We start from the raw sequence: 23,851 nt of genomic DNA, 5'->3' as shown, positions 1-23,851 counted from the left end.
TCCTAGATCTTGACCGGGTAGTGCGGCGTCGGGATCTCGGGGGTGATCCGGCGCTCGACGAAGATGCCGTGCCAGAGCAGGAAGACCAGCATCGTCCAGATCCGGCGGCTGTGGTCGACCGGGCCGGACCGATGCGCGTCGAGCATGCGGTGCACGGCCTGCAGGTCGATCAGGTGACCGGCGCCGGACTCCTGAATGATGTCGCGCGCCCAGGCGTACATCTCGTCACGCAGCCAGTGCCGGATCGGCACCGGGAAGCCCAGCTTGGGCCGGTTCAGCACGTGCGAGGGGATGATCCCCTCCAGCGAACGGCGCAGCGCGTACTTGGTGGTGCCGTTCGCGCCGTGGGTGATCTTCTGGGCCTGCGGCAGCGACGACGCGACGTCGAAGACCTCCGGGTCCAGGAACGGCACGCGCAGCTCCAGCGAGTGCGCCATCGTCATCTTGTCGGCCTTGACCAGGATGTCGCCGCGCAGCCAGGTGAACAGGTCCACGTGCTGCATCCGCGCGACGTCGTCCCAGTCGCGCGAGGCGAAGTAGTGCGGGGCGGTGACGTCGACGTGACTGACGCGAGGGTCGTAGCCGCGCAGCACCTCGTGCAGCTGGTCGTCGCGGAAGATCCGGGCGTTGCCGTAGTAGCGCTGCTCCAGCGAGAGCGAGCCGCGGCGCAGCAGGTCCTTGCCCCGCATGCCCTCGGGCATCTTGCGCGACGCGCGGCGCATCAGCGGCCGCAGCGTTCCCGGGACCTTCTCGAACGGGGCCAGCGACAGCGGCTCCCGGTAGATCGAGTAGCCGCCGAAGAGCTCGTCCGCGCCCTCACCGGAGAGCACGACCTTGACGTGCTCGCGGGCCTCGCGGGCGATGAACCACAGCGGGACGAGCGCGGGGTCGGCCACCGGGTCGTCGAGGTACCAGACGATGAGGGGCAGGGCCTCCATCATCTCGTCCGGCTTGACCGTGCGGACCACGTGCCGGACGCCGATCGCGGCGGCGGACTCCGCGGCCACGTCGACCTCGGAGTAGCCCTCACGCTCGAACCCGGTGGTGAAGGTGATCAGGTTCGGGTTGTGCTCCTTGGCCAGCGCCGCGATCGCGGTGGAGTCGATGCCGCCGGAGAGGAAGGCACCCACCGTCACGTCGGCGCGCATGTGCTTGGCCACCGAGTCGCGCAGGACGTCGGCGATCTCGCCGTGCACGATCGCCTCGGCCTCGGCGCTGGCCGGGGCGTGCGAGGGCAGGGACAGGAACTTCGGCTGGAAGTAGCGCTGGTGCACCGGCTCCTCGGCGGGGCTGACCGTGACGTGCGTGCCGGACTCGACGCGGGAGATCATCCGGTGCAGCGACCACGGCTCCGGGACGTACTGCAGCGTCAGGTACTGCTGCAGCGCCGCCGGCTCCAGGTCCAGGCCGATGCCCATGTTCTGGGCCAGCGCCAGGATCGACTTCTTCTCGCTGGCGAAGACCGTGCCGGCCGGCGTGGTGGCCAGGAACAGGGGCTTGATGCCGAACGGGTCGCGGGCCACGAACAGCTCGCGCTCGACCACGTCCCAGATCGCGAACGCGAACATGCCGCGCAGGCGCTGCACCGCGTCGGGGCCCCAGTAGTGGAACGCCGCGACGATGACCTCGCCGTCGCCCTCGGTCGCGAAGGCCGCGTCGAAGGTCTCGATCAGCTCCTCGCGCAGCTCGAGGTAGTTGTAGATCTCGCCGTTGAAGACGATCGTGTAGCGCGTGTCCTCACCGGGCACCGGTCCCCAGTGCAGGGGTTGGTGCGAATGGTCGACGTCGATGATCGACAGTCGGTTGAACCCGAGGACCAGGTCGTGGTCGTTCCACGTCCCGCTCTCGTCCGGTCCCCGATGACGAGCGCACCGCAGCGCGTCGGCGATCGGCTCCACCCGGGTGGCGGCATCCGCCCCGGCGGTCAGCAGTCCCAGCAGTCCGCACACACGAATCAGTATGCAGAGTCGCCTGAACGGGTCGTGAACGCCCCGGGTGTGGCACCCCGGGGAGCGCGTGGTGGGCCTCGTTCGTCTAGTCTCTACGCGAGGTCGAAAGTCGCGCAGTGCGTGATCTTGTCGCCCCCACCGTACAAGCAGTGCACGCAGCAACGATGCGTGAACGGCGCAGTGAGAACAGACGTCAGGAAGGCGGCGCGCAGTGGGCCGAGCAGAACGCGCGACGGGGTCCACCCGCTCCCGTTTCGTCCGGGTGGCGAAGCTGGGTGTGGTGGCCGCGCTGGCGGTGCCCGCGCTCACCGGATGCTCCGTGGAGGAGGTCATCCGGTTCGGCTGGCCGGTCGGGGTGACCCCCGAGGCCGAGTCGATGCGGAACCTGTGGACCTATTCGGCGATCGCCGCGCTGATCGTCGGCGTGATCACCTGGGCCGCGATGTTCTGGGCGATCATCCTGCACCGCAAGAAGAAGGACGACGACGGCTCGCTGCCGCGCCAGACGCAGTACAACCTGCCGGTCGAGCTGGTGTTCACCGCGATCCCGACGGTCATCGTCGCGGTCCTGTTCGGGTTCACCGTCAACGTCCAGAACTACGTGGACAAGACGGACCCGTCGAACGGGCGCCCCGCCGACGTGCAGGTCGCGATCACCGGGTTCCAGTGGAACTGGCGGTTCGACTACCCGAACCAGCTGGCCTCCGACGGACGCCCGGTCGAGACGCTGGGCACGAGCAGCACGATCCCGATCCTGGTGCTGCCGACCGACCGCAGCATCCAGTTCACGCAGGCCTCGAACGACGTCATCCACTCGTTCTACGTGCCGGAGTTCCTGTTCAAGCGCGACGTCTTCCCGATGCCGGAGAAGAACGAGCAGGACAACACCTACGTGATCGACAACATCGAGCGCGAGGGTGCCTTCGTCGGCCGGTGCGCCGAGCTCTGCGGCTCCTACCACGCGCAGATGAACTTCGAGGTCCGGGCGATCTCGCCGGAGCTGTTCGACCGCTACATCGCCCTGCGCAAGCAGGACAATCCGCAGACCCGGCTCCCCTACACCGCAGGTGAGGCGCTGGCCGCGCTGAACTGCGGTCAGTGGTGCGCCCCCGAGGCCGTCACCACCTACCCGTTCACCACCGAGCGCGGGCAGCTGGCCGCGCAGGCCAACGGCTGAGAGGGGTCGACAGATGAAGATCGAGTCCCGCATCTTCGAACTCTGCACCGGGTTCTTCTTCCTGTGCGCGATCGTCTACACGATCCTGGCCGGTGAGGCTGTCGGCGTGTCCGCGCTGTTCCTGACCGGCGGCCTGTCGCTGATCGTCGGCACGTACTTCCGGTTCGTCTCCCGCCGTCTCGAGGAGCGCCCGGAGGACAACGCCGAGGCCGAGGTCTCCGACGGCGCCGGCGAGGTCGGCTTCTTCTCCCCGGGCAGCTACTGGCCGGTGATGATGGCCGGTGCGGCCGCCCTGGTCGGGATCGGTCTGGCGTTCTTCTACGTGTGGCTGATCGTGATCGCCGGCATCCTGTTGCTCGGTGCGATCGGTGGGCTGGTGTTCGAGTACCACATCCGGCCCGCGGACCACTGAGCCGCACGCACCCCGCACCTCACGACGCCCCCTCGGTCCGCCGAGGGGGCGTCGTCGTGTGCAGGCCCGCCCCTGCACCCGCCGCGACCCGCCCGCGCCGCCGCGCCCCTCCCCGCCGCGCCCCGCGCCCGGACCCCGGGCGTCCCGAGGGGAACCCCAGGGACCCGGTGGTGAGCGAGGGGACCCCATGGGACACCGTGGCGACCCGGAGCCTCCGGCCTCGTGCGCCCCGGAGGAGTCGGCGAGGCCCCAGGGGGAGCCCTGGGGACGTCCCGGTGAGTGAGGGGACCCCGTGGGACGCCGATCGCGACCCGGAGGCCGCGGCCCTCGGGACTCCCAACGGAGGCAGCCGCGTCCCGAGGGGATCCTCGGAGACTCCGTGGTGAGCGAGGGGGCCCCTCAGGACATGGGGGAGCCGGCCTCGGGCTCCGACCCCGTCGCTCGGCGCGGGTCAGCCGGAGCCCGAGGGGAACCTCGGGGACGTCGTGGCGAGCGAGGGGATCCTCCGGGACCTGTGATGGGAGGCCTGTCCACAACCTGGTCGGCGCGTCCACAGCGGCGAGATCGTGGGGTCGGTCCACCCTGGCCGGGGTGAGGCTGTCGGCATGGTCGATGTACGTAGTACGCGCGGACGTCGTGGTCCACGGATCGACGATCTGCCGGCTCTGTGCGGTGGTTACGTGGTCACCGTCGCGATGCTGGAAGCGCTCGGGTTGCACCGGCGCACGGTGTCGCGGCGGTGCCGTCCGGGTGGGCCGTGGAGCAGCCTGGCGCTGGGCATCGTCAAGCTCGGCAACGGGCCGCCGACGCGCGACGACCACCGGCACGCGTCGCTGCTCCACGCCGGTCCCGGCGCGGTCTTGACCGGGCTGGACGCCCTGGCGCTGCACGGTCTCCGCAACGCCCCGGCGCCCTTCGGCCCGATCCACGTCCTGGTCCCGCACGCCCGACGACGGGCCGGTGCAGGCGTCGCGCTGCTGGAACGGACGCATCGGCTGCCCGACCCGGAGCCGGGCCGGTGGCCGCTGGCTCCGATCCCACGGGCGGTGTGCGACTTCGCCCGACGGTCCCGCGATCGCAACGCGGTCCGGACCGTCGTCGCCGAGGTCGTCCAGCGCGGGCGGTGCACCGTGTCCGAGCTCGTCGAGGAGCTGGAACGGGGGAGCAGCCGGGGGACCGCCATCGTGCGTGACGTGCTCCGGGAGATCTCCGACGGGGTCCGGTCGGTCGCCGAGGCCGAGGCCCGGGCGCTCGTCCTGCGCAGCGGACTGACCGCGCCGCTGTGGAACCCGCGCCTGGAGGACGACGAGGGGCATCTGATCGCCTTCCCCGACGCGTGGTTCGACGACGTCGGACTCGCCTGGGAGATCGACTCCGTGGAGTACCACCTGAGCCCCGCCGACTACGCACGAACGGTCCGGCGGCGGTCCTCGATGATGGCGAAGGGCGTCGTGGTGATGCAGACACTTCCGAGCGACCTCCGCACCCGTCCGCGCGACGTCCTGGCCGAGCTGCACCGGTGCCACGAGCAGGCCGCGCTGCTCCCCACACCAGCCCTCACAGCAGTCCCCGCCGAACCATGATCGCGTCACGAGGGGAGCCTGCAGGACCCCTCGGTGAGCGAGGGGACCCTTACGGACACGGGAGTCGTTGTCGGGCGCGGCCGGCTGTCCCGGCGGGCCGACGGTTTGACGGGGTCTGGGGGAGCCTTCGGGACGCTGTGGTGAGCGAGTGGACCCCTTGGGACGTGGTCCGGCGTCGGGTGCGCCGACGGGCCGGCGGCGGCGCACCTGCCGAGGTCTCGAGGGGAGTCTTCGGGACCCCTCGGTGAGCGAGGGGACCCTTCCGGACACGGGAGACGACGTCGGGCGCGGCCGCGCCGACGGGCGGCGAGGCCCCGAGGGGAGCTGTCGGGGCCTCGCGGTGAGCGAGGGGACCCCTCTGGGCGCGGGACGCCGCGAGGGGACCCCTCGGGGCGCCGCGTGCCGGGTGCCGGGTGCGTTGGGCGTCGCGGACACCCGGCGCCGTTGGTGGGACGTCAGGCGCGGGCCGCCTTTCCGAGGGCGTCGCGGGCGATGATGACCTGCTGGATCTGGCTGGTGCCCTCGTAGATCCGGAACAGGCGGGCGTCGCGGAAGAAGCGCTCGACGGTCACCCCGCGCATGTAGCCGGCACCGCCGTGCACCTGCACCGCGCGGTCGGCGACGCGCCCGACCATCTCGGAGCAGAAGTACTTGGCCGTGGCCGGACCGGAGACCCGGTCGGTGCCGGCGTCGAACCCCCGGGCCGCGTCGAGGACCAGGCCGCGGCCGGCGCGGTGGTCGGTCACCGAGTCCGCGATCAGGCCCTGGACCAGCTGGAACCGGGCGATCGGCTTGCCGCCCTGCTCGCGGGTCTTCGCGAACTCGACCGACTCGTGCACGAGCCGGTCGGCCATCCCGACGCAGACGGCGGCGATGTGCAGCCGTCCGTGCGCGAGGCACTTGGCGGCGGTGACGAACCCGGTGTCGACCCCGTCCGGGCCGCCGACGAGCGCGGAGGCCGGGACGCGGACGTCGTCGAGGTACACGTCGGCGGTCCAGGCACCGAACTGGCCCATCTTGTGGTCCTTCGGACCGATCGAGAGCCCGGGGGTGCCCTTCGGGACCAGGAACGTGGAGATCCCGCGGTTGCCGGCGACGTCCGGGTTCGTCTTCGCGAAGACCATGATCACATCGGCGACGGGGGAGTTGGTGATGTAGCGCTTGGAGCCGTTGAGGACCCACTCGTCACCGTCGCGGACGGCCCGGGTGGCCAGCGACGACGGGTCGGACCCGGCGTCGGCCTCGGTCAGCCCGAACGACGCCGTCACCTCGCCGCTGGCGAGCTTGGGCAGCCACTCGGCCTTCTGCTCCTCGGTGCCGCCCTCCATCAGCACGTGCCCGGCGATGCCGTTGTTCGTTCCGAACAGTGAGCGCAGCGCGGGGGTGGTCCAGCCGAGCTCGAACGCCAGTCGCACCTCCTCGCTCACGGTCAGGCCGAGGCCGCCGTACTGCTCGGGGATGGTGAAGCCGTAGAGGCCCATCGACCTGCACTGGGCGACGATCCGCTCCGGGACGGCGTCGTCGGCCTCGATCTGCTCCTCGGCCGGCACCACCTCGGTGCGGATGAAGTCGCGCACCGAGTCCAGCACGTCCTGCAGGTCGGAGGGATCCACGGTGGTCCTCGCTCTCGTTCACGTCGCGGCGGAGTCGCCGCCGTCGCCACTACTCGTCGGTAGCCCACCATGCCCGCGCCCGCGACGCGAGTCTCCGCGGGGTGGATCACTGCCGGGAGTTCGGCCTACGGTGCGGCCCATGACCTCTGAGACCCCCGACCGGTACGCACCCTTCACCGCCCTGCGCGTCGAACGCCCGGAGGAGGGGATCCTGCGGATCGTCCTGGACGGGCCGAACCTCAACGCCGTCGGCGCCGACGCCCACCAGCAGCTCGCCGACATCTGGCCGGTGATCGACCGCGACCCGACCGTCCGCGCGGTGCTGGTCCGCGGCGAGGGACGGGCGTTCTCCGCGGGCGGGGCGTTCGACATGATCGAGGAGATGGTCGCCGACCCCGTCGTCCGCACCCGGGTGCTGCGCGAGGCCCGCGACATGGTCTACAACGTGATCAACTGCTCGAAGCCGGTGGTCTCGGCGATCCACGGCCCGGCGGTCGGGGCGGGGCTGGCGATCGGCCTGCTCGCCGACGTCTCGGTGGCCGCACGCACCGCGAAGATCGTCGACGGGCACACCCGTCTCGGCGTCGCCGCGGGCGACCACGCCGCGATCTGCTGGCCGCTGCTGTGCGGCATGGCCAAGGCCAAGTACTACCTGCTGACCTGCAAGCCGATCACCGGCGAGGAGGCGGAGCGGATCGGGTTGGTCTCGCTGTGCGTCGACGACGAGGAGGTACAGGAGACCGCGCTGGAGGTCGCGCGCAGCCTCACCGCCGGTGCGCCGAGCGCGATCAGCTGGACCAAGCAGGCGCTCAACAGCTGGTACCGGGTGGCCGGGCCGTCGTTCGACGCGTCGCTCGCGCTGGAGTTCTACGGCTTCGGGCTGCCCGACGTCGCCGAGGGGGTGGCCGCGCACCGGGAGAAGCGCACGCCGAACTTCAGCGGGCCCCAGGCGTAGCGGCCCCGGCGTCGACTCAGCCGTTGTCCAGGGCGGTGCGGGCGACCGTCGTGGCGGTCTCGCGGGAACGGGACGGGTCGGTCAGTCCCTGCACCGTGACGTCGACGGTCATGTCGTCGCCCCGGACCACCAGCGTGCCCAGTCCGGTGGGCAGCTGCGTGGTGCTGAAGTAGAACCGGGCGGCCTCGCCCACGTCGGCGATGTCCGCGGCCGGGACCCCGGACGAGCGCTGGGTGCTCTCGGCCTTGTCGGCGAACCGGTCGGCGGTCTCGACGCCGACGGTCAGGCCCGGGCCCGCGCCGGATGCGGCGTAGGTGCAGGTCGAGCGGGCGTCGTCCCCGCCGGGCGTGCCGTCCCCGACGCCGATCCCGGTGCCGGCCTGGATCTCCTCGGCCGGCACGAGGGCGCAGGCCTGGGCGGGGGCGCCCGCGGTGTCGATCGCGCCGCCCGGCTGGTTCGGCGACGCGGAGTCGGTGCCGGCACACCCGGCGAGCACGCCCACCAGCAACGGGCCCGCGACCAGCAGCGTCGTCAGCCGGACGGGACGTCGGGTGCGCGCGTTCATCGGCGCAGCCTAGTGATCGACAAACACGCTCGGTCACCAGGGGTGGCGAACAGTAACCGAACCGTTGTCACCGGTGGACGACCGCGGAGGTGGGGTCAGGCCTCGAAGCGGGCCGTGCGGCGTTCGCGGAAGGCGGCGACGCCCTCGGCGAAGTCGGCGCCGGACATCAGCTCCAGCTGGTGGCGGGTCTCCTCCTCGAGCACCCGGCGCAGCCCGGTCAAGTCGGCGGCGCCCAGCGTCGCCTTGTTCGCGGCGAGACCGGGACGCGACTTCGTGGTCAGCAGCGCGGCCCGCTCCAGCGCCGCGTCTCGGGCGCTCCCGCTCGGCACGACGCGTTCGACCAGCCCGATCCGCTCCGCGCGTGCGGCGTCGACGACCTCCCCGAACAGGACCATCTCGGCCGCCCGCCCCTGTCCGACGCGGCGCGGCAGCGACCAGCTCAGACCGCCGTCCGTCCCGAGCCCGAGCGCGCCGAACGACGAGCACAGCCGGGCGTCGTCGGCGACGACGACGTGGTCGCAGTGCGTCATCAGCGACAGGCCCGCGCCGTACGCCCCGCCCTCGACGGCCGCGATCACCGGCTTGGGCAGGGTCACCAGCGCCTCGACGACGCGTCCGAGCAGGTGCAGACGGTAGACCCCGGTCGGGCGGTCGTCGTTCATGCTGGAGATGTCGCCGCCGGCACAGAAGAACCCGCCGGCGCCGGTGAGGACGACCGCGCGCACGGCGTCGTCGTCGCGGGCGTCGCCCAGCACGGTGAGCAGCTCCTCGCGCATCCGGGACGAGAGCGGGTTGCGCCGCTTCGGGTCGTTGAGCGTGATGATCAGTACCGACCCGGTCCGGTCGACGTCGACGAACTCCATCGGGCCAGCCAATCACCGACACCGGGGGCCGCGCAGCCCCGGGGCCGGCTCCCGAAGCGTCTGTGGTGATCGGTACACCCGGCGGACCGCCGATGGCCCTACCCTCGCCAGGGAGGCTCCCGCCGCGGAGGGGCCCGACTCGGACGAAGGTGGTCGCGTGCCGGAGGAGACCGGGGACGGCGGGGAGACCCGCCGCGTGCGGTCGCGCACCGGCATCGCCGACGACGGGTACGGAGCCGCCCGGATCGGTGGTGAGCAGCTCGACGACGGCCGGTTCGGCGGTGGCCGTCCCGGCGAGGCCCCGCACGACCTGGGCCCGGGCGAGACCCATCTGGTCCGGTCGGCCGGCGGCTGGCACCCCTACGGCGCGCTGCGCGACGGGATCATGCGCGAGGGCGTGCTGCACGTCCCGGCCAACGCGCTCGGGTCGATGACCTGGCCGGCCACCTGGCCCGGCCGGACACGTCTCGGCGCGCAGATGGCGTACCTGATGGCGGGTCTGCCGCTGGCGATCGTGACGTTCGTGGTGGTGCTGGTCGGGCTGGTGCTCGGCGCCGGGACGGCGGTGGCCTGGATCGGTCTGCCGATCACGGTCGGCACGCTCGCCGCCGCCCGGGGCTTCGCCGGGCTGGAGCGGCGCGCCACCGAGGCCGCGACCGGCCGGCCGCTCCCGCCGCACCACTACCGCCCGACCCGGGGCAAGGGCATGGTCCGGCTGCTGCGCGGGCTCGCCGACCCGCAGTCGTGGCGCGACCTCGCCCACGCCGTGGCCGGGTTCCCGATGCGGCTGGTGACGGCGCTGATCGCGCTGGTCTGGGCCGTGGTCGGGCTGGGCGGTCTGTTCTACGTGTTCTGGCAGTGGTCGCTGCCGAAGGGGGAGGACGGCTGGACGCTGTTCGGCTCCATCACCGGCGTCGAGTCCCGGCTCGGTGACGTCGCGCTCAACACCGGGCTCGGCGTCCTGCTGCTGGCCACGCTGCCGATCGTGGTGCGCTGGCTGACCGACGTCCGCGCGCTGCTGGCCCGCGGTCTGCTCACCAACCAGACCGCAGCGCTGCGGGCGCGGGCCCAGCAGCTCGCGGCCGGCCGCCGCGCCGCCGTCGCGGCCGAGGCTCAGACGCTGCGACGGCTCGAGCGCGACATCCACGACGGCCCGCAGCAACGCCTGGTACGTCTCGGGATGGACATCGAGGCCGCCGTCCGGCGCCTGGACGACGACCCCGAGCGTGTCCGCCCGCTGCTCGCCGAGGCGCTGGCTCAGAGCCACGAGGCGCTGACCGAGCTGCGGGCGCTGTCGCGGGGGATCGCCCCGCCGATCCTGGCCGACCGCGGGCTCGGCCCCGCCCTGGCCGCGGCGGCCGCGCGCTGCCCGGTGCAGGTCTCGCTCGACGTCGCCCTGGCCGACGGCACCCGCCTGCCCGCGCTCGTGGAGAACACCGCCTACTTCGTGGTCAGCGAGGCCCTGACGAACGTCGCCAAGCACGCGCAGGCGAGCCTGTGCACGGTCACGGTGACCTCCGGCGACGACATCCTGCTGGTCACCGTGACCGACGACGGCGTCGGCGGCGCGCACCTGGGCAAGGGCCACGGCCTGGCCGGGCTGGCCGACCGCCTGGAGATCGTCGAAGGCTCGCTGGAGGTGTCCAGCCCCACCGGCGGTCCGACCGCGCTGACCGCGGAGATCCCGCTGGCCGGGCTGGGCGAGAGCTGACCGGCGGCGTCGGCGAGGATGGGGCCATGGCGATGAGGGTGGTGCTGGCCGAGGACTCGCTGCTGCTGCGCGAGGGGCTGGTCCGGCTGCTCGACGAGGCCGGCGCGACGGTCGTCGCCGCGGTCGGAGACGGCGAGGCACTGGTCGAGGCGGTGAACACCCACCGGCCGGAGGTCGCCGTCGTCGACGTCCGGATGCCGCCGACGTTCACCGACGAGGGCCTGCGCGCCGCCCTGCAGATCCGCCGGACGCTGCCCGAGACGAAGATCCTGGTGCTGAGCCAGTACGTCGAGGAGTCCTACGCGACCGACCTGCTGGAAGCCGGCGGCGGGATCGGCTACCTGCTCAAGGACCGCGTCTCCCGGCTGGCCGACCTCTCCGACGCCCTGACCCGGGTCGCCGACGGCGGCACCGTCCTGGACCCGGAGGTCGTCTCCGCGCTGCTGTCCAAGCGCCGCCGCAAGGACCCGATCGCCGAGCTGTCCCCGCGCGAGCGCGAGGTGCTCGGCCTGATGGCCGAGGGCCGGACGAACACCGCGATCGGACGTCTGATGGTGATCACCCAGGGGGCGGTCGAGAAGCACATCTCCTCGATCTTCACCAAGCTCGGCCTGCCGCCGTCCTCGGACGACCACCGGCGCGTCATGGCCGTCCTGGCCTGGCTCGGGCCCTGAGCCCGCACCGCCGGAACACCCCGCAGCGCAGGGACACGGACGCTCAGACGGCGCGCAGGTCGAGGTCCAGGACGGCGTCGGCGCCCGGGGCCAGGCGGACCGGGATGCCCCAGTCCTGCTGGTAGCGGTGGCAGGCGGCGAACGTGCCGCCGTCATCGTCGCAGGACGCCGCGGCGACGCTGACCTGCAGGACCCCGTCGGTGACGCCGGGGGACAGGTGCAGTGTGCGGGTCAGGCCGGTCGCGGTGCCGGCGCCCTCGACGAGCAGCTCCGGCGGGGACGCGGCGACCGTCAGCGACGTCGGGTCGCCGAAGCGGTCGTCGAGGTGCTGACCGGCCGGAGGGGCGAACGCGATCCTCAGCTCGACGGCGCCGGGGGAGAGATCGGTCGGGGCCCGCCGGACCGTGTGCGCGGCGCCGTCGACCTGGGCGCCGGCCGGGATCGGCAGCCGCACCAGACGGTGCGCCGCGCTCTCGACGACGATCAGCTCGTCGCCGTCGACCAGCAGGTCCGACGGCTCGGCGAGACCCTCGGCGAGGGTGGAGACGGTCGTGGTCGACGGGTCGAAGCGCCGTACCGCGCCGTTGTAGGTGTCGGCCACGGCCACCGACCCGTCCGGCAGCACGGCCACGCCGAGCGGGTGCTGCAGCAGCGCCTCGGCGGCCGGCCCGTCGCGGTGCCCGAACTCGAACAGGCCCTGCCCGACGGCGGTGCCCACCTCCGCCCCGACGGCCGGTGCGCGCTGCACCCGTCGCAGCGCCGAGGTCTCGGAGTCGGCCACCCAGAGCGTGTTCTCGTCGTCGACGGCGAGCCCGCTGGGCTGGGCGAAGAACGCCTCGTCCGGCGGCCCGTCGCGCAGGCCCTCGTTCGTCGTCCCGGCCAGCACGGTGGTCTCGCCCGACGCCGGGTCGAACGACCACAGCTGGTGCGGCCCGGCCATCGCGACGACGACCCGCCCGTCCCACCACACGAGGTCCCACGGGGAGGAGAGCTCGGCCGACGCTGCGCCGGGCAGGACGCGTTCGCGCAGCTGGGAGCCGGTCCCGGCGACGGTCGCGACGGCGCCGGTCGTCAGGTCGACCGCGCGCAGGGCGTGGTTGACGGTGTCGGCGACGAGCACCTCCGTACCGCCGGGCAGCACGAGCAGGCCCTGCGGCTCGCTGAACCGCGCGGTGTCCGCGGGCCCGTCGACGAAGCCCCGCGAGCCCGCGCCGAACCGGCGCCGTTCGGTCACCAGGTCCGCCTCCAGCTCGACGACCTGGTGGTGCGCGGTGTCGGAGACCAGGAACGTCCCGCCGGGCAGCGCGACGACCTTGCCCGGGAACCGGAGCGCGGTCTCCGGGGCCGGCGGCGCGACGTAGGGACCGTCGCCGCGGCGCAGCGTGCCCGCGGCCTCGTGCTCGGCGACGAGCTCCCGGACCAGCGACGCCAGCCCCGGGCCGTGCCCCTCGCCGGCCATCCGCGCCACGACCTGCCCGGCCGGGTCGATCACGGCCAGGGTCGGCCAGGCCCGCGCGGCGTAGGCGTCCCAGGTGACGAGCTCGGGGTCGTCGAGCACCGGGTGCGCGACGCCGTAGCGCTCCACCGCGGCCTCGACGGCGGCCGGGTCGGCCTCGTGCACGAACTTCGGCGAGTGCACCCCGATGATCACCAGGACGTCGCCGAACTCTTCCTCCACCGGGCGCAGCTCGTCGAGGGCGTGCAGGCAGTTGACGCAGCAGAACGTCCAGAAGTCCAGCACGACGATCCTGCCGCGCAGCCCGGCCAGCGAGAGCGACGCGCCCCCGGTGTTCAGCCACCGCCGCCCGCGCAGCTCCGGTGCCCGTACCCGCATCCGTTCGGTGCTCACGTCCGACGTCAACGATGACCGCCGTGTGAGTGTTCCGGACCCGCGTCGGCGCCCGCACGGTCCCCGAGGCCGCGCACCAGGTGCGTCATCCGGTCCGGTACGGGTCTGTCCGGCAGTTCCGTGCACCCGAGCCACCGCTCGATGTCGTGCTGGCCTCCGCCGTCCACGACGACCGGCATACGAACGCGCGAGCGCACCGGATCTTCGGCAGACTCCGTGACGTGCCGGAGCTGCCCGAGGTGGAGAACGCGCGTCAGGTGCTGGTCGAGGCCGTCGGCCGGCGGATCACCGACATCGACGACCGGGACGAGTGGGTCTGCCGCCCGCACCGTCCCGGCGACATCGCGACCGCGCTCGAGGGCGGGAAGCTCACCGCGGCGAACCGGTGCGGCAAGACGATGTGGTGCGACACCGTCACCGCCGACGGCACCGAGGGCCCCTCGCTGGGCGTGCACCTGGGGATGGGTGGCCGGATCGTCGTCACCAACTCCTCCGGCGAGCGGATCGGCGGCGGCCCGGAGCGACCGGACCGCCAGCCCCGCAAGGCCGAATGGGACCGCTTCACGATGAACTTCGCCGACGGCGGCCAGTTCCGGCTCTTCGACAAGCGCCGCCTCGGACGCGTCCGCCTGGACCCGGACCTGTCCGGCCTCGGCCCGGACGCCGAGGGCATCACCGCCGCGGACTTCCGGACCCGGATCACCCGTGGCCGGTCCGCGGTCAAGGCCCGGCTGCTGGACCAGTCGGTGCTGGCCGGGGTCGGCAACCTGCTGGCCGACGAGACGCTCTGGCAGGCGAAGATCGACCCGGCCGCGCGCGCCGACGAGCTGGAGCGCAAGGACGTCGACCGCCTTTACCGCAACCTGGAGAAGGCGCTGGCCGCGGCGATCGCGAACGGCGGTGTGCACACCGGCACGGTCATCGAGCACCGTCACGCCGACGGGCACTGCCCGCGCTGCGGCGCCGAGATGGTCCACGGCACGGTCGGCGGCCGCTCCACGTGGTGGTGCAGCAAGGAACAGGTCTCCTAGACGCATCCCCCGCGTCGATCCGCACCCGCTGCGGGAGGTGCGGGCCGCTGGACGGGGTGCGGATCGGGACGGCGGACCGGGACGGGCGGAGGCGTCGGCTGGGCGGGGCGATCCGCCCGGTCAGGGCGCGGCGACCGGATCGGGTGCCGGACGGGTCCGGGCTCGCCACCGGAACAGGACGGCGGCGCCGAGGAACGCCCAGCCCAGGCCCAGCGTCCATCCGGCGAGGACGTCGCTGAACCAGTGCACGCCCAGGTAGATCCGGGTCGCACCGATCGCGGCCGGCCACAGGACGGCGACCGCGGTGAGCACCGTCCGGCCCAGGGCGGCCAGCTGCGGCCAGAACACGATCACGATCGACGCGAGCACGACCGCCGACATCGTCGCGTGCCCGGACGGCAACGACTCGTTGGAGGCTTCGATCACCCGCAGGTCGGCGGGCGGGCGCGGCCGGTCCAGGATGCGCTTGATGATCGTGAACACCAGGCTGGCCGTCGCCATCGTCGCGATCAGGTAGACGGCATCGGCACGGCGGCCACGCCACCACAGCACCCCGCCGACGACGACCGCGAGCACCGCCGACGCCGCCGTGTTGCCGATCTCGGTCAGCACGACGACGGCGGAGTTCAGGGCGCCGGTGCGCACCTCTGTGGCGCCGGTCAGGGCGGACGTGTCCTCACCGGTGAGCCCCCCGGTGTAGGCGACCCCGATCAGCACCCCTGCCGCGACGAGCAGGAGGACGGCCACGACCGCGGTGCGGCGCCACCGGCGCACAGGATGATCCACCGGATCATTCTGCCGTCCCGGCCCCGTGCTCCGCCCACCCCGGGCGACGAACGGCACTCTCGTCGCAACCTTTCCGACGAGAGTCCCTCCCGCCGAGGCCGGGCCGGAGAAGGGTCAGCGGCCGCGCAGGGACCGGTAACGGGAGATCAGCGCGGCCGTCGAGGCGTCCAGACCGGCCTCCTTCGCGTCCGGCGGGTCCGCCGCGTAGAGAGCGGGGCCGAACTGCTTGGCCATCACCTTGCCGAGCTCGACGCCCCACTGGTCGAAGGAGTCGATGCCCCAGATCGTCCCCTCGACGAACGTGACGTGCTCGTAGAACGCGATCAGCTGCCCGAGCACCGCCGGCGTCAGCTTCGCCGCCAGGATCGTCGACGTCGGGCGGTTGCCCGGCATCACCTTGTGCGGGACGACGTCGGCCGCGGTGCCCTCGTCCGCGATCTCCTCGGCCGTCTTGCCGAACGCCAGCGCCGCGGTCTGGGCGAACAGGTTGGCCATGAACAGGTCGTGCATGTCGGCCTCGCCCTCGCCCGGCAGCGCGTGGTTCGGCTCGCCGAACCCGATGAAGTCGGCCGGCACGATCCGGGTGCCCTGGTGCAGCAGCTGGTAGAAGGCGTGCTGCCCGTTCGTGCCCGGCTCGCCCCAGAAGATCTCGCCGGTCACCGTCGACACCGGCGTGCCGTCGCCGCGCACGGACTTGCCGTTGGACTCCATCGTCAGCTGCTGCAGGTAGGCCGGCAGACGGTGCAGGTACTGGCTGTAGGGCAGCACGGCGCGGGTCTCGGTGCCGAAGAAGTTGGTGTACCAGATGCCGAGCAGCCCGGCGACGACCGGCAGGTTCTCCTCCAGCGGCGTCCGGCGGAAGTGGGAGTCCATCGCGTGCATCCCGGCCAGGAACTCGCCGAAGCGGTCCGCGCCGATCGCACACATCAGCGACAGCCCGATCGCGGAGTCGACGGAGTAGCGGCCGCCGACCCAGTCCCAGAAGCCGAACATGTTGTCGGTGGAGATGCCGAACTCCGACACCTTCTCCGCGTTCGTGGACACGGCGACGAAGTGCTGCGCGATCGCTCCGGTGTCACCGTCACCCTTGCCCAGCTTCTCCAACAGCCACGACCGGGCGTTGCGGGCGTTGGTCAGCGTCTCCTGCGTGCCGAACGTCTTCGACGACACGATGAACAGTGTCGTGGCCGGGTCCAGGTCGCGGACGGTCTCGGTCAGGTCGGTCGGGTCGATGTTGGAGACGAACCGGCACTCGAGGTCACGCAGGCCGTAGTCCTTGAGCGCCTCGTAGGCCATCACCGGGCCGAGGTCCGAGCCGCCGATCCCGATGTTGACGATCGTGCGGATCCGCTGCTCGGTGCTGCCGGTCCACTCGCCGGACCGCACCTTGTCGGTGAACGCCCGCATCCGGTCCAGCACCTCGTGCACGTCGGCGACGACGTCCTGCCCGTCGACGGTCAGCGACGCGTCCCGGGGCAGGCGCAGCGCGGTGTGCAGGACGGCGCGGTCCTCGCTGGTGTTGATGTGCTCGCCGGTGAACATCGCCTCGATCCGCTCCGGCAGTCCCGCGGTGCGGGCGAGTGCGGTGAGCAGTCCGAGGGTGTCGCGGGTGATGCGGTGCTTGGAGAAGTCGACGACGAGGTCGGCCCCGGACAGCGTCATCGCCTCGACGCGTCCCGGGTCCTCGTCGAACAGCGCCCGCAGGTGCCGGGGCTCGACGGCCGCGTGGTGCTCGGTCAGGGCCGTCCACTCGGGGGTGGCGGTGATGTCGATCGAGGAAGACACGGCCGCCATCATGCTCTCCCGCGCCGGGCACGTCGCGCCGAACACGCGTACCGCCGGACACGGCCGGTAACGCACCGACTGCGCGCGGCGAGTCCTCTCCGGACCGTCGAACGGCGCTGGTGACGCACCCCGCGGCCGTCGGCCCGCGCCCCGTCCGACGACGAGCGGTCAGTTCGCGACGACGGGCTGCAATGTCCACTGGCGCACCGTGATCCGTGACCGGCATCTCGGGGACGCGCTCGGGCAACGGGGTGATGCGAAGCGGACGCGGATGACGCTTCGTGAGGGTGACGAACGTCGCTTTCGGCGGTGCACAACCCGTCTACCGGTCGTGGACGGAAATCCTCCGGTCGCGGCGCCGACCGATCGGGTGTCGCTCGGGCAGGCCATCGGGTGGCGATCTTGTCGCACCATGCGGTCACTTCGTCGCGACGTGTCACTGAACCGGGTGGCCTAGTGGAAGTTCGGCCATAGGGTTCTTGCATTACGTGGTGAAGACATCACCGAACGTAGCGAGGAGGAACCGTGTATCGCTCCCTGTCCGGAACCCCGCGGGACGTCGCCCTGCTGATCGCCCGGGTCGTGCTCGTGGTCGTGATGGTGGCCCACGCATGGCAGAAGCTCGCTCAGGGTCTGTCCGACACCGCCGTCGTCTTCTCGAAGTTCGGCATCCCGCTGGCCATCGCCGCGGCCGCGTTCACCATCGTCGTCGAGTTCGTGGCCTCGGCGGCGATCCTGCTGGGCCTGAAGATGACGGTCCCGGCGTCGTTCCTCGTCTTCGTCATGGCCGGCGCGATCTTCTTCGTGCACGGGCAGAACGGCATCTTCGTCGCGAACAAGGGCTGGGAGCTGGTCGGCGTGATCATCGTCGGCACACTGGCCCTGATGTCGTCCGGGCCGGGCCGGTTCAGCCTCGACCACGTCCTGGAGACCGCACGGGAGCGGCGGATGGCTCAGACCATGGTCATCCGTCAGCCGATCACCGTCTGAGCCGCTCGACACCGATCTCCCGGCCCGCCCGGCGGCCCCGATCCCCGGGCGGGCCGGTGAACCCCTCGCCGCACGGCCCGCACCCGCGACACCGGGTGCGGGCCGTGCCGCTGTGCGGGGCCCGGGCCTGTCGGTCCCCGCGGGTACCGTGCGACCACGAACGAGGGGACGGGGGATCACAGCGTGCTGCGCCAGGTCAGAGCCACCCGCTACGTGACGCCGCTGCGCGAGGGCGGCTCGCTGCCCGGCCTGATGGAGGCCGACGACCAGGGCACCTATGCGGTGAAGTTCCGCGGCGCCGGGCAGGGGCGGGCGGTGCTCGTCGCCGAGGTCGTCTCCGGTGAGCTGGCCCGCGCGCTGGGCCTGCCGGTGCCCGAGCTGTGCACCGTCGTCGTCGACCCGGAGCTGGGGCGCAGCGAGCCCGACCAGGAGGTCCAGGAGCTGCTGCGCAACTCGCCGGGGCTCAACCTGGCCACCGACTTCCTGCCCGGCGCCCTGGACTTCGACCCGCTGGCCTTCGACCCGGGGCCGCTGCTCGCCGGACGGGTGCTCTGGTTCGACGCGCTGGTCGGCAACGTCGACCGGTCCTGGCGGAACTCGAACATGCTGCTCTGGCACCGCAGCCCGTTCCTGATCGACCACGGCGCCACGCTGACGTTCGCGCACTCCTGGGCCGCCGCCGAACGGTTCCCGCAGCGCCCCTACGACGCGGGCGACCATGTCCTGCTCGGCTGCCGGCCCGACCTCGACGCCGCCGATGCCGCGCTCGCCCCGCTGGTCACCGCCGCGACCCTGGACGCGGTGACGGCCGCGGTGCCCGACGAGTGGCTCGACGACGAGCCCGGATTCGGCTCGGCGCAGGAGGTCCGCGACGCCTACGCGGCGACGATCGCGGCCCGCTGTGCGCAGCGCGGCACCTGGCTGCCGGGTGTCGCGGAGACGGTCGCGCGCGGGAGACCGAGCCCGGTGACACGGGCGCCGAACCCGCCGGCGTGGCTCCGGAGCCGGCTCGGGAAGGTGAACCCGTGAACGACCACGCCGTGTTCGAGTACGCGGTGCTGCGGGTGGTGCCGCGGGTGGACCGCGGGGAGTCGATGAACGCCGGGGTCGTCCTGCACTGCCGGGCGCGGGACTTCCTGGCCACCCGCGTGCACCTGGACCGGGAGCGCCTGCGGGCACTGGACCCGCACGCCGACGCCGACGCCGTCGAGTCGCTGCTGGCGACGCTGGCCGAGGTCACGGCCGTGCCCGAGCCCCCGCGCTCGGACCGCCGCAGCACCGGCGCGCTCGCCGCGACCGGGCCCGGGGCGGGGGAGGACATCGGCCGCCGCTTCCGGCGGCTGACGACGGCGCGCAGCACGATCGTCCAGCCGGGACCGGTCCACACCGGACTGACCACCGACCCCGCGGCGGAGACCGATCGCCTGCTGGCGTGCCTCGTCCTGCCCCTGGACGCCGGGCACCCGTAGACGACGAACGGCCGCCGCCCGGAAACCGGGCGACGGCCGTCGTGGTGTGCGGTGCTACTTCGCGGCGCGAGCAGCGTTGTCGATCGAGTCGGACAGCTGCTGCTCGGTGAGCATCGGGAAGAAGCCCTTGAAGCCCTCGTCGGTGACGGCGGACCAGTCGTAGACCTGGGTGACCTTGGTGCCCGAGCCCTCCGGCTCCAGCTCCCAGGTGTAGGAGTGGCCCTTGACCTGGACGTCGCCCAGCTTGTCCTTGTACCCGTCGATCGGGTGGATCTGGGGCGCCCAGCCGATCTTGCGGTTCTCCTCGTAGGAGGTGACCGTGTTCTTCATCTGGTAGTCGCCCAGCGCGTCGTTGTTCATGTTCATCACGAACTGGTCGCCGACGCCGGTGACCTTCTCGGCGCCCTCGACACCGCGGAGCATGCCCGCGCCGTCGATCTCCTGGTGCCGCGACGGCGTGGACAGCAGCGCGAACAGCTGCTCCGGGGTGGCGTCGACGCTCTTGCTCACGGTGATGCTGGTGTCGCTCATGACGTGTCCCTTCTGCTCCGTCGGACCTTCGAGTCCGTTGATCTTCTCGTCACCGGGCGTCGTCCGCAGCCTGGCGGGGGTAATGCCTGGTCAGGACGGATTACGTCGCGGCCCGGCCGGCCCGCTCGATCGTCTCGACGAGCTGCTCCTCGGAGACCCGCGGGAAGAGGCCGCGGAAGCCCTCGTCGGTGACCTTGCTCCAGTCGTAGGTCTGGGTCACCCTGGTGCCGGAGCCGCTGGGCTCGAGCTCCCAGGTGTAGGTGTGGCCCTTCGGCTCGATGTCGCCGATCTTGTCCTTGAGCGCGTCGAGCGGGTACAGCTCCGGCGCCCAGCCGATCGCCCGGTTCTCCTCGTAGACCGTGACGGTGTTGCGCATCCGGTACTCGCCGAGGCCCTCCTGGTCCATGTTCATGAAGAACTGGTCGCCGACCCCGGTGACGGACCCGCCGCCGCCCTCGACGCCGCGCAGCATGCCCGCGCCGTCGATCTCGGTGTGACGTGCCGGGTCGGCCAGCAGCGCGAACAGCTGCTCGGGGCCGGCGTCCACGGTCCGGGTGACCTTGATCTGATCGCTCACGGTGGGTCCTCTCTGACTCCTCCGGCTGTGACGCGGGAGATCCTCCCGCGATCGGAACCGGTTGCGCACTACCCGATCGTCCTTACCCATGGGTAGGCACCTGGTGTCCGTCCGATGTTTGGATGGTGGACATGAGCGAGACCGACGACGGCGTCGACGCCGCAGCGCTGACCGCGTGGCTGTCCGCGGAGGTGCCGCGCCTGCGGACCGGCGACGGGCCGGTGCGGGTGTCGCGCATCTCCGGCGGCCACTCGAACCTGACGTTCCGGATCGTCGACGACTCCGGCGCGTCCTTCGCGCTGCGCCGGCCGCCGATCGGCGGGGTGCTGGCCACCGCGCACGACATGAGCCGGGAGTGGCGGTTCATCTCCACACTGCACCCGACGCCGGTGCCGGTGCCCGAGGCCGTCGCCTACTGCGCCGACGCCGACGTGATCGGTGCCGAGTTCTACGTGATGGGGTTCGTCGACGGCGTCGTGCCCGGCGACCCGGAGTCGGGGGAGGCGATCCCGCAGGAGCTGCGCCGCTCCTGCGGCCTCGACGTCGCCGACGTCCTCGCCGCCCTGCACGCCGTCGACCCGGACGAGGTCGGCCTCGGCGACCTGCACCGTCCCGGCAGCTACCTGGAACGGCAGCTGCGGCGCTGGCACCGGCAGGTGCACCACAGTGCGATCCCGGACCTCGACGCCGTCGACGCCGCGCACGCCCTGCTGGTGGACCGGATGCCGGAGCCCACCGAGCCCCGGATCGCGCACGGCGACTACCGGCTCGGGAACCTGTCGTTCGGCGCGGACGGGCGGATCGCGGCGATCTTCGACTGGGAGCTGGCCACACTCGGCGAGCCGCTCGCGGATCTCGGCTGGGTGCTGGCGTCCTGGGAGCGGCCCGGCGACACCCGCCCCGCGATCACGGCCGGGCCGACCGCGGCCCCCGGCTGGCCCGAGCGCGACGAGGTCGCCGCCCGCTACGCCGAGCTCTCCGGTCGCTCGCTGGAGGACCTGCCCTACTTCCTGGCCTTCGCGCGCTGGCGCTCGGCGTGCATCGGCGCCGGCGTCTACACCCGCTACAAGGAGGGCAACATGGGCTCCGGCGCCGAGCAGGGCGCGGTGCTCGAGGAGCGGGCGCGCCGGGTCGTCGCCGAGTCCGAGGCCGCGATCGCGGCGCTGCAGGGCTGATCATCTGCGCTGCTCCCCCTTTCGGAGCAGCAAGCTGGTTCCGACGGGGGAGTGCTCGTCGGATCTTGATCGGCGTCGCTGTAGCCTCCCGCGCACACGGGTGCCACCATTTCCCCACACGGGACGGGTGCGTCCGTGCGCCGGAACGGCGGGTGCGACGGCTACGGCGTCCGCGCGCGAGACAGCAGGTGAGGGAGCCGAGATGGCCGAGGGCTGGGACGACCAGACGCGCGAGATGGGTCGCGACGAGGGGCGGAGCCGCACGAGGCGCACCCCGGCGGTGAACGCCGGGAAGCTGTGGGCCGGGGGAGTCGCGACGGCCGTCGTCGCCGCCCTGATCGCCCTGGTCGGGCTGCTGATCATCCGGGTGCTGCTGCAGATCCCGTACCTGGCACCGCTCGACTCGGGCGCCCTCGGCGACGCCAACACGACGACGCTCTGCGTGTTCGCCGCAGTCGCCGCACTGGCCGCGACCGGCCTGGCGCACCTGCTGCTGATCTCCACGCCCAGCCCGATGGCCTACTTCGGCTGGATCGCCGGGCTGATCACCGCCGTCGCCGCGGTCCTGCCGCTGACCTGGGCCGACCCGCTCCCGGTCCGGATCGCCACCGGCGTGATCCACCTCGTGATCGGCTGCGCGATCATCAGCCTGGTCACCACCACGGCGTCCACGGCCTCCACCCGCGCCTGACCCGGCCGCCGACGAGGCGCTCACGTTCGGCCACGCGTGACACGGGCCGCACGAGTGCCGTCCGGGTCAGGCCTGGGCGGCCACCGGGGACGGGTCGCCGACCGGCGTCGGGTCCAGGCGGACCGGGAGCGAGCTGTAGCCGCGCAGGACGCGCGTGCCGCGGAGCTTGCCCGGGCCGTCGGCGCGCATCCCGGGGAACCGGTCGAACAGCGCCCGCAGACCGACCTCGCCCTCCATCTTCGCCAGCGCCGCACCCAGGCAGTAGTGGATGCCGCTGGAGAACGACACGTGCCGGTCCGCCCCGGCACGCCCGACGTCGAACGTGTGCGGGTCGTCGAACACGGCCGGGTCGCGGTTCGCCCCGCCCAGGTGAGCGATGATCAGCGAGCCGCGGCGGACCGGGATCCCTGCGACCTCGGTGTCGCGCGAGGCGACCCGGCCGGTGCGCTGCACCGGTGACTCGAACCGCAGGATCTCGTCGACGGCGTTGGGCCAGAGCTCCGGCTCGGCCTGCAGGCGGGCGAGCTGGTCGGGGTGCTCGAGCAGCGCCTTCGTGCCGTTGCCGATCAGGTTGACCGTCGTCTCGAACCCGGCTGCGAGCAGCAGCATCGCGATGCTGAGCAGCTCGTCGTCGGACAGGCGGCCCTCGTCGGAGTCGTGGGCCTGCACCAGGTCGGAGAGGATGTTCTGACCCGGGTTGCGGCGCAGCTCCTCGAAATGGCCCAGCATCCATTCCGAGAGCGCGTCGATGTCGCGCTCGGAGCGCCGGAAGTTGCGGAACGTCAGGCCCATGTCCAGCGAGTAGGCCCCGCCCGCGCCCCACTCCAGGAACTTCTCGCGCATGTCCAGCGGGGCGCCCAGCATCTCGGCGATCACGGTGGCCGGCAGCAGCGCGGCGTACTCGGCGATGACGTCGGCCCGCGGCCGTGCACCCGAGTGGGCGGTCATCTCGTCGAGCAGCTCGGTGGCGATCTCCTCGGTGCGCCCGCGCAGTGACGCGATGGCCTTGGCGCTGAACGCCCGGGTGACCAGCTTGCGCATCCGGGTGTGGTCCGGCGGGTCGGTGGAGAGCAGCGACGGCGGCTCGGCCGGCCCCAGCGGCCAGCTCCCGCCCACCTTGAGCAGGAACTGCAGCAGGCTCGGGGCGTTCTCCGGCATCCGCATGCCGACGCAGAAGTCGGGGCTGCGCAGCATGGTCTGGGTGATCTCGTGGTCGACCGTGGTCAGCGTCAGGGCCGAGCGCACGATCCGGCCCTGGGAGCGGATCTCGTCGTAGCTCGGGTACGGGTCGCGGACGACGTCCCGGTCGACGATCATCTTCGCGCCCAGGTCACCGCGCTGGGCCTGGCGGGCGACCGTCCGCCGTACCGCGCCGTGGCGCAGCAGCCACCGGACCCACCGTCGTGCTCCGCGTGATCCCGCCATCGTCATCCTCCTCCTCGACGTACTCCGAGTATGCTACTAC

At 72.4% G+C, this 23,851-nt stretch carries 22 protein-coding genes; 12 read left to right on the top strand and 10 right to left on the bottom strand.

The window, feature by feature from the left end:
- Positions 1-2: 2 nt before the first annotated feature.
- A complete protein-coding gene (gene asnB / locus EV383_RS19255; RefSeq protein ID WP_130291195.1) occupies positions 3-1,949 on the bottom strand; it encodes an asparagine synthase (glutamine-hydrolyzing) in 1,947 nt (648 codons plus the stop codon).
- A gap of 211 nt (positions 1,950-2,160) precedes the next feature.
- Here asnB and ctaC point away from each other — a divergent pair, with 211 nt between their 5' ends.
- The 3 genes from ctaC to EV383_RS19240 all read left to right on the top strand — a co-directional run bounded on the left by ctaC (position 2,161) and on the right by EV383_RS19240 (position 5,121).
- On the top strand, positions 2,161-3,126 hold the full coding sequence (ctaC, locus tag EV383_RS19250) for an aa3-type cytochrome oxidase subunit II (RefSeq protein ID WP_130291194.1): 966 nt from the start codon (positions 2,161-2,163) through the stop codon (positions 3,124-3,126).
- 13 nt (positions 3,127-3,139) lie between these two features.
- Positions 3,140-3,538 (top strand): cytochrome c oxidase subunit 4, encoded by a 399-nt coding sequence (locus tag EV383_RS19245; RefSeq protein ID WP_130291193.1) that lies wholly within the window; start codon positions 3,140-3,142, stop codon positions 3,536-3,538.
- A 680-nt stretch (positions 3,539-4,218) separates the two neighbouring features.
- Positions 4,219-5,121: a hypothetical protein gene (locus EV383_RS19240; RefSeq protein ID WP_242623205.1), complete on the top strand. Its 903-nt coding sequence runs from the start codon at positions 4,219-4,221 to the stop codon at positions 5,119-5,121.
- Between the two features lie 455 nt (positions 5,122-5,576).
- Here the strand turns inward: EV383_RS19240 and EV383_RS19235 are convergent, their stop codons facing one another.
- Entirely contained in the window at positions 5,577-6,734 is a 1,158-nt protein-coding gene (locus tag EV383_RS19235; protein WP_130291192.1) for an acyl-CoA dehydrogenase family protein, read from the bottom strand.
- Positions 6,735-6,873: 139 nt separating this feature from the next.
- On the opposite strand from EV383_RS19235, the gene EV383_RS19230 reads away from it, so the two are divergent.
- On the top strand, positions 6,874-7,689 hold the full coding sequence (locus EV383_RS19230; RefSeq protein WP_130291191.1) for an enoyl-CoA hydratase/isomerase family protein: 816 nt from the start codon (positions 6,874-6,876) through the stop codon (positions 7,687-7,689).
- 16 nt (positions 7,690-7,705) lie between these two features.
- Here EV383_RS19230 and EV383_RS19225 read toward each other — a convergent pair whose 3' ends face one another.
- Both EV383_RS19225 and EV383_RS19220 read right to left on the bottom strand, forming a co-directional pair.
- Positions 7,706-8,254, bottom strand: a complete 549-nt coding sequence (locus EV383_RS19225; protein ID WP_130291190.1) for a hypothetical protein — start codon at positions 8,252-8,254, stop codon at positions 7,706-7,708.
- Between the two features lie 95 nt (positions 8,255-8,349).
- Complete coding sequence (locus EV383_RS19220) at positions 8,350-9,117, bottom strand: enoyl-CoA hydratase/isomerase family protein (RefSeq protein WP_130291189.1); 768 nt, start codon at positions 9,115-9,117, stop codon at positions 8,350-8,352.
- A 157-nt stretch (positions 9,118-9,274) separates the two neighbouring features.
- On the opposite strand from EV383_RS19220, the gene EV383_RS19215 reads away from it, so the two are divergent.
- On the top strand, positions 9,275-10,828 hold the full coding sequence (locus tag EV383_RS19215) for a sensor histidine kinase (protein ID WP_242623204.1): 1,554 nt from the start codon (positions 9,275-9,277) through the stop codon (positions 10,826-10,828).
- Between the two features lie 32 nt (positions 10,829-10,860).
- Positions 10,861-11,502, top strand: a complete 642-nt coding sequence (locus tag EV383_RS19210; RefSeq protein ID WP_130294734.1) for a response regulator transcription factor — start codon at positions 10,861-10,863, stop codon at positions 11,500-11,502.
- A 43-nt stretch (positions 11,503-11,545) separates the two neighbouring features.
- Here EV383_RS19210 and EV383_RS19205 read toward each other — a convergent pair whose 3' ends face one another.
- Entirely contained in the window at positions 11,546-13,336 is a 1,791-nt protein-coding gene (locus EV383_RS19205) for an NHL domain-containing thioredoxin family protein (RefSeq protein ID WP_130294732.1), read from the bottom strand.
- Between the two features lie 236 nt (positions 13,337-13,572).
- On the opposite strand from EV383_RS19205, the gene EV383_RS19200 reads away from it, so the two are divergent.
- Positions 13,573-14,382 (top strand): Fpg/Nei family DNA glycosylase, encoded by an 810-nt coding sequence (locus EV383_RS19200; RefSeq protein WP_130291188.1) that lies wholly within the window; start codon positions 13,573-13,575, stop codon positions 14,380-14,382.
- Between the two features lie 120 nt (positions 14,383-14,502).
- On the opposite strand, the gene EV383_RS19195 is transcribed toward EV383_RS19200, so the two are convergent.
- Together EV383_RS19195 and pgi are read right to left on the bottom strand one after the other, a co-directional pair.
- Positions 14,503-15,168, bottom strand: a complete 666-nt coding sequence (locus EV383_RS19195; protein ID WP_165438402.1) for a phosphatase PAP2 family protein — start codon at positions 15,166-15,168, stop codon at positions 14,503-14,505.
- 114 nt (positions 15,169-15,282) lie between these two features.
- Positions 15,283-16,953 carry a glucose-6-phosphate isomerase gene (gene pgi, locus EV383_RS19190; protein WP_423213653.1) on the bottom strand — a complete coding sequence of 557 codons (1,671 nt, stop codon included), beginning with the start codon at positions 16,951-16,953 and terminating at the stop codon, positions 15,283-15,285.
- A 525-nt stretch (positions 16,954-17,478) separates the two neighbouring features.
- Between pgi and EV383_RS19185 the strand changes: the two genes are divergently transcribed.
- The 3 genes from EV383_RS19185 to EV383_RS19175 all read left to right on the top strand — a co-directional run bounded on the left by EV383_RS19185 (position 17,479) and on the right by EV383_RS19175 (position 19,412).
- Positions 17,479-17,943, top strand: a complete 465-nt coding sequence (locus EV383_RS19185) for a DoxX family protein (RefSeq protein ID WP_207223581.1) — start codon at positions 17,479-17,481, stop codon at positions 17,941-17,943.
- A gap of 183 nt (positions 17,944-18,126) precedes the next feature.
- A complete protein-coding gene (locus tag EV383_RS19180) occupies positions 18,127-18,972 on the top strand; it encodes a HipA family kinase (protein ID WP_130291185.1) in 846 nt (281 codons plus the stop codon).
- Entirely contained in the window at positions 18,969-19,412 is a 444-nt protein-coding gene (locus EV383_RS19175) for a DUF3037 domain-containing protein (protein ID WP_130291184.1), read from the top strand. The genes EV383_RS19180 and EV383_RS19175 overlap by 4 nt, the downstream gene beginning before the upstream one ends.
- A gap of 54 nt (positions 19,413-19,466) precedes the next feature.
- Here the strand turns inward: EV383_RS19175 and EV383_RS19170 are convergent, their stop codons facing one another.
- A complete protein-coding gene (locus EV383_RS19170) occupies positions 19,467-19,943 on the bottom strand; it encodes an SRPBCC family protein (RefSeq protein WP_130291183.1) in 477 nt (158 codons plus the stop codon).
- A gap of 100 nt (positions 19,944-20,043) precedes the next feature.
- Positions 20,044-20,520 carry an SRPBCC family protein gene (locus EV383_RS19165; protein WP_207223580.1) on the bottom strand — a complete coding sequence of 159 codons (477 nt, stop codon included), beginning with the start codon at positions 20,518-20,520 and terminating at the stop codon, positions 20,044-20,046.
- Positions 20,521-20,651: 131 nt separating this feature from the next.
- Here EV383_RS19165 and EV383_RS19160 point away from each other — a divergent pair, with 131 nt between their 5' ends.
- On the top strand, positions 20,652-21,695 hold the full coding sequence (locus tag EV383_RS19160) for a phosphotransferase family protein (RefSeq protein WP_130291181.1): 1,044 nt from the start codon (positions 20,652-20,654) through the stop codon (positions 21,693-21,695).
- Positions 21,696-21,897: 202 nt separating this feature from the next.
- Positions 21,898-22,386, top strand: coding sequence for a DUF6069 family protein (locus EV383_RS19155; protein WP_130291180.1), 489 nt, complete (start codon positions 21,898-21,900; stop codon positions 22,384-22,386).
- Between the two features lie 66 nt (positions 22,387-22,452).
- Here the strand turns inward: EV383_RS19155 and EV383_RS19150 are convergent, their stop codons facing one another.
- A complete protein-coding gene (locus tag EV383_RS19150) occupies positions 22,453-23,811 on the bottom strand; it encodes a cytochrome P450 (protein WP_130291179.1) in 1,359 nt (452 codons plus the stop codon).
- Positions 23,812-23,851: the final 40 nt, after the last annotated feature.

The organism is Pseudonocardia sediminis, from assembly GCF_004217185.1.
Taxonomy (GTDB): domain Bacteria; phylum Actinomycetota; class Actinomycetes; order Mycobacteriales; family Pseudonocardiaceae; genus Pseudonocardia; species Pseudonocardia sediminis.
The sequence above is the reverse complement of the archived record's forward strand: the minus strand, read 5'-3'. Positions and strand labels throughout refer to the sequence as shown.

Excerpts from the sequence above, each read along its gene's own strand:
- EV383_RS19160 (WP_130291181.1), top strand. The coding sequence starts at position 20,652 with ATGAGCGAGACCGACGACGGCGTCGACGCCGCAGCGCTGACCGCGTGG.
- EV383_RS19210 (WP_130294734.1), top strand. The coding sequence starts at position 10,861 with ATGAGGGTGGTGCTGGCCGAGGACTCGCTGCTGCTGCGCGAGGGGCTG.
- EV383_RS19225 (WP_130291190.1), bottom strand. The coding sequence starts at position 8,254 with ATGAACGCGCGCACCCGACGTCCCGTCCGGCTGACGACGCTGCTGGTC.
- EV383_RS19245 (WP_130291193.1), top strand. The coding sequence starts at position 3,140 with ATGAAGATCGAGTCCCGCATCTTCGAACTCTGCACCGGGTTCTTCTTC.
- EV383_RS19230 (WP_130291191.1), top strand. The coding sequence starts at position 6,874 with ATGACCTCTGAGACCCCCGACCGGTACGCACCCTTCACCGCCCTGCGC.
- EV383_RS19170 (WP_130291183.1), bottom strand. The coding sequence starts at position 19,943 with ATGAGCGACACCAGCATCACCGTGAGCAAGAGCGTCGACGCCACCCCG.
- EV383_RS19220 (WP_130291189.1), bottom strand. The coding sequence starts at position 9,117 with ATGGAGTTCGTCGACGTCGACCGGACCGGGTCGGTACTGATCATCACG.
- EV383_RS19150 (WP_130291179.1), bottom strand. The coding sequence starts at position 23,811 with ATGGCGGGATCACGCGGAGCACGACGGTGGGTCCGGTGGCTGCTGCGC.
- EV383_RS19155 (WP_130291180.1), top strand. The coding sequence starts at position 21,898 with ATGGCCGAGGGCTGGGACGACCAGACGCGCGAGATGGGTCGCGACGAG.
- EV383_RS19205 (WP_130294732.1), bottom strand. The coding sequence starts at position 13,336 with ATGCGGGTACGGGCACCGGAGCTGCGCGGGCGGCGGTGGCTGAACACC.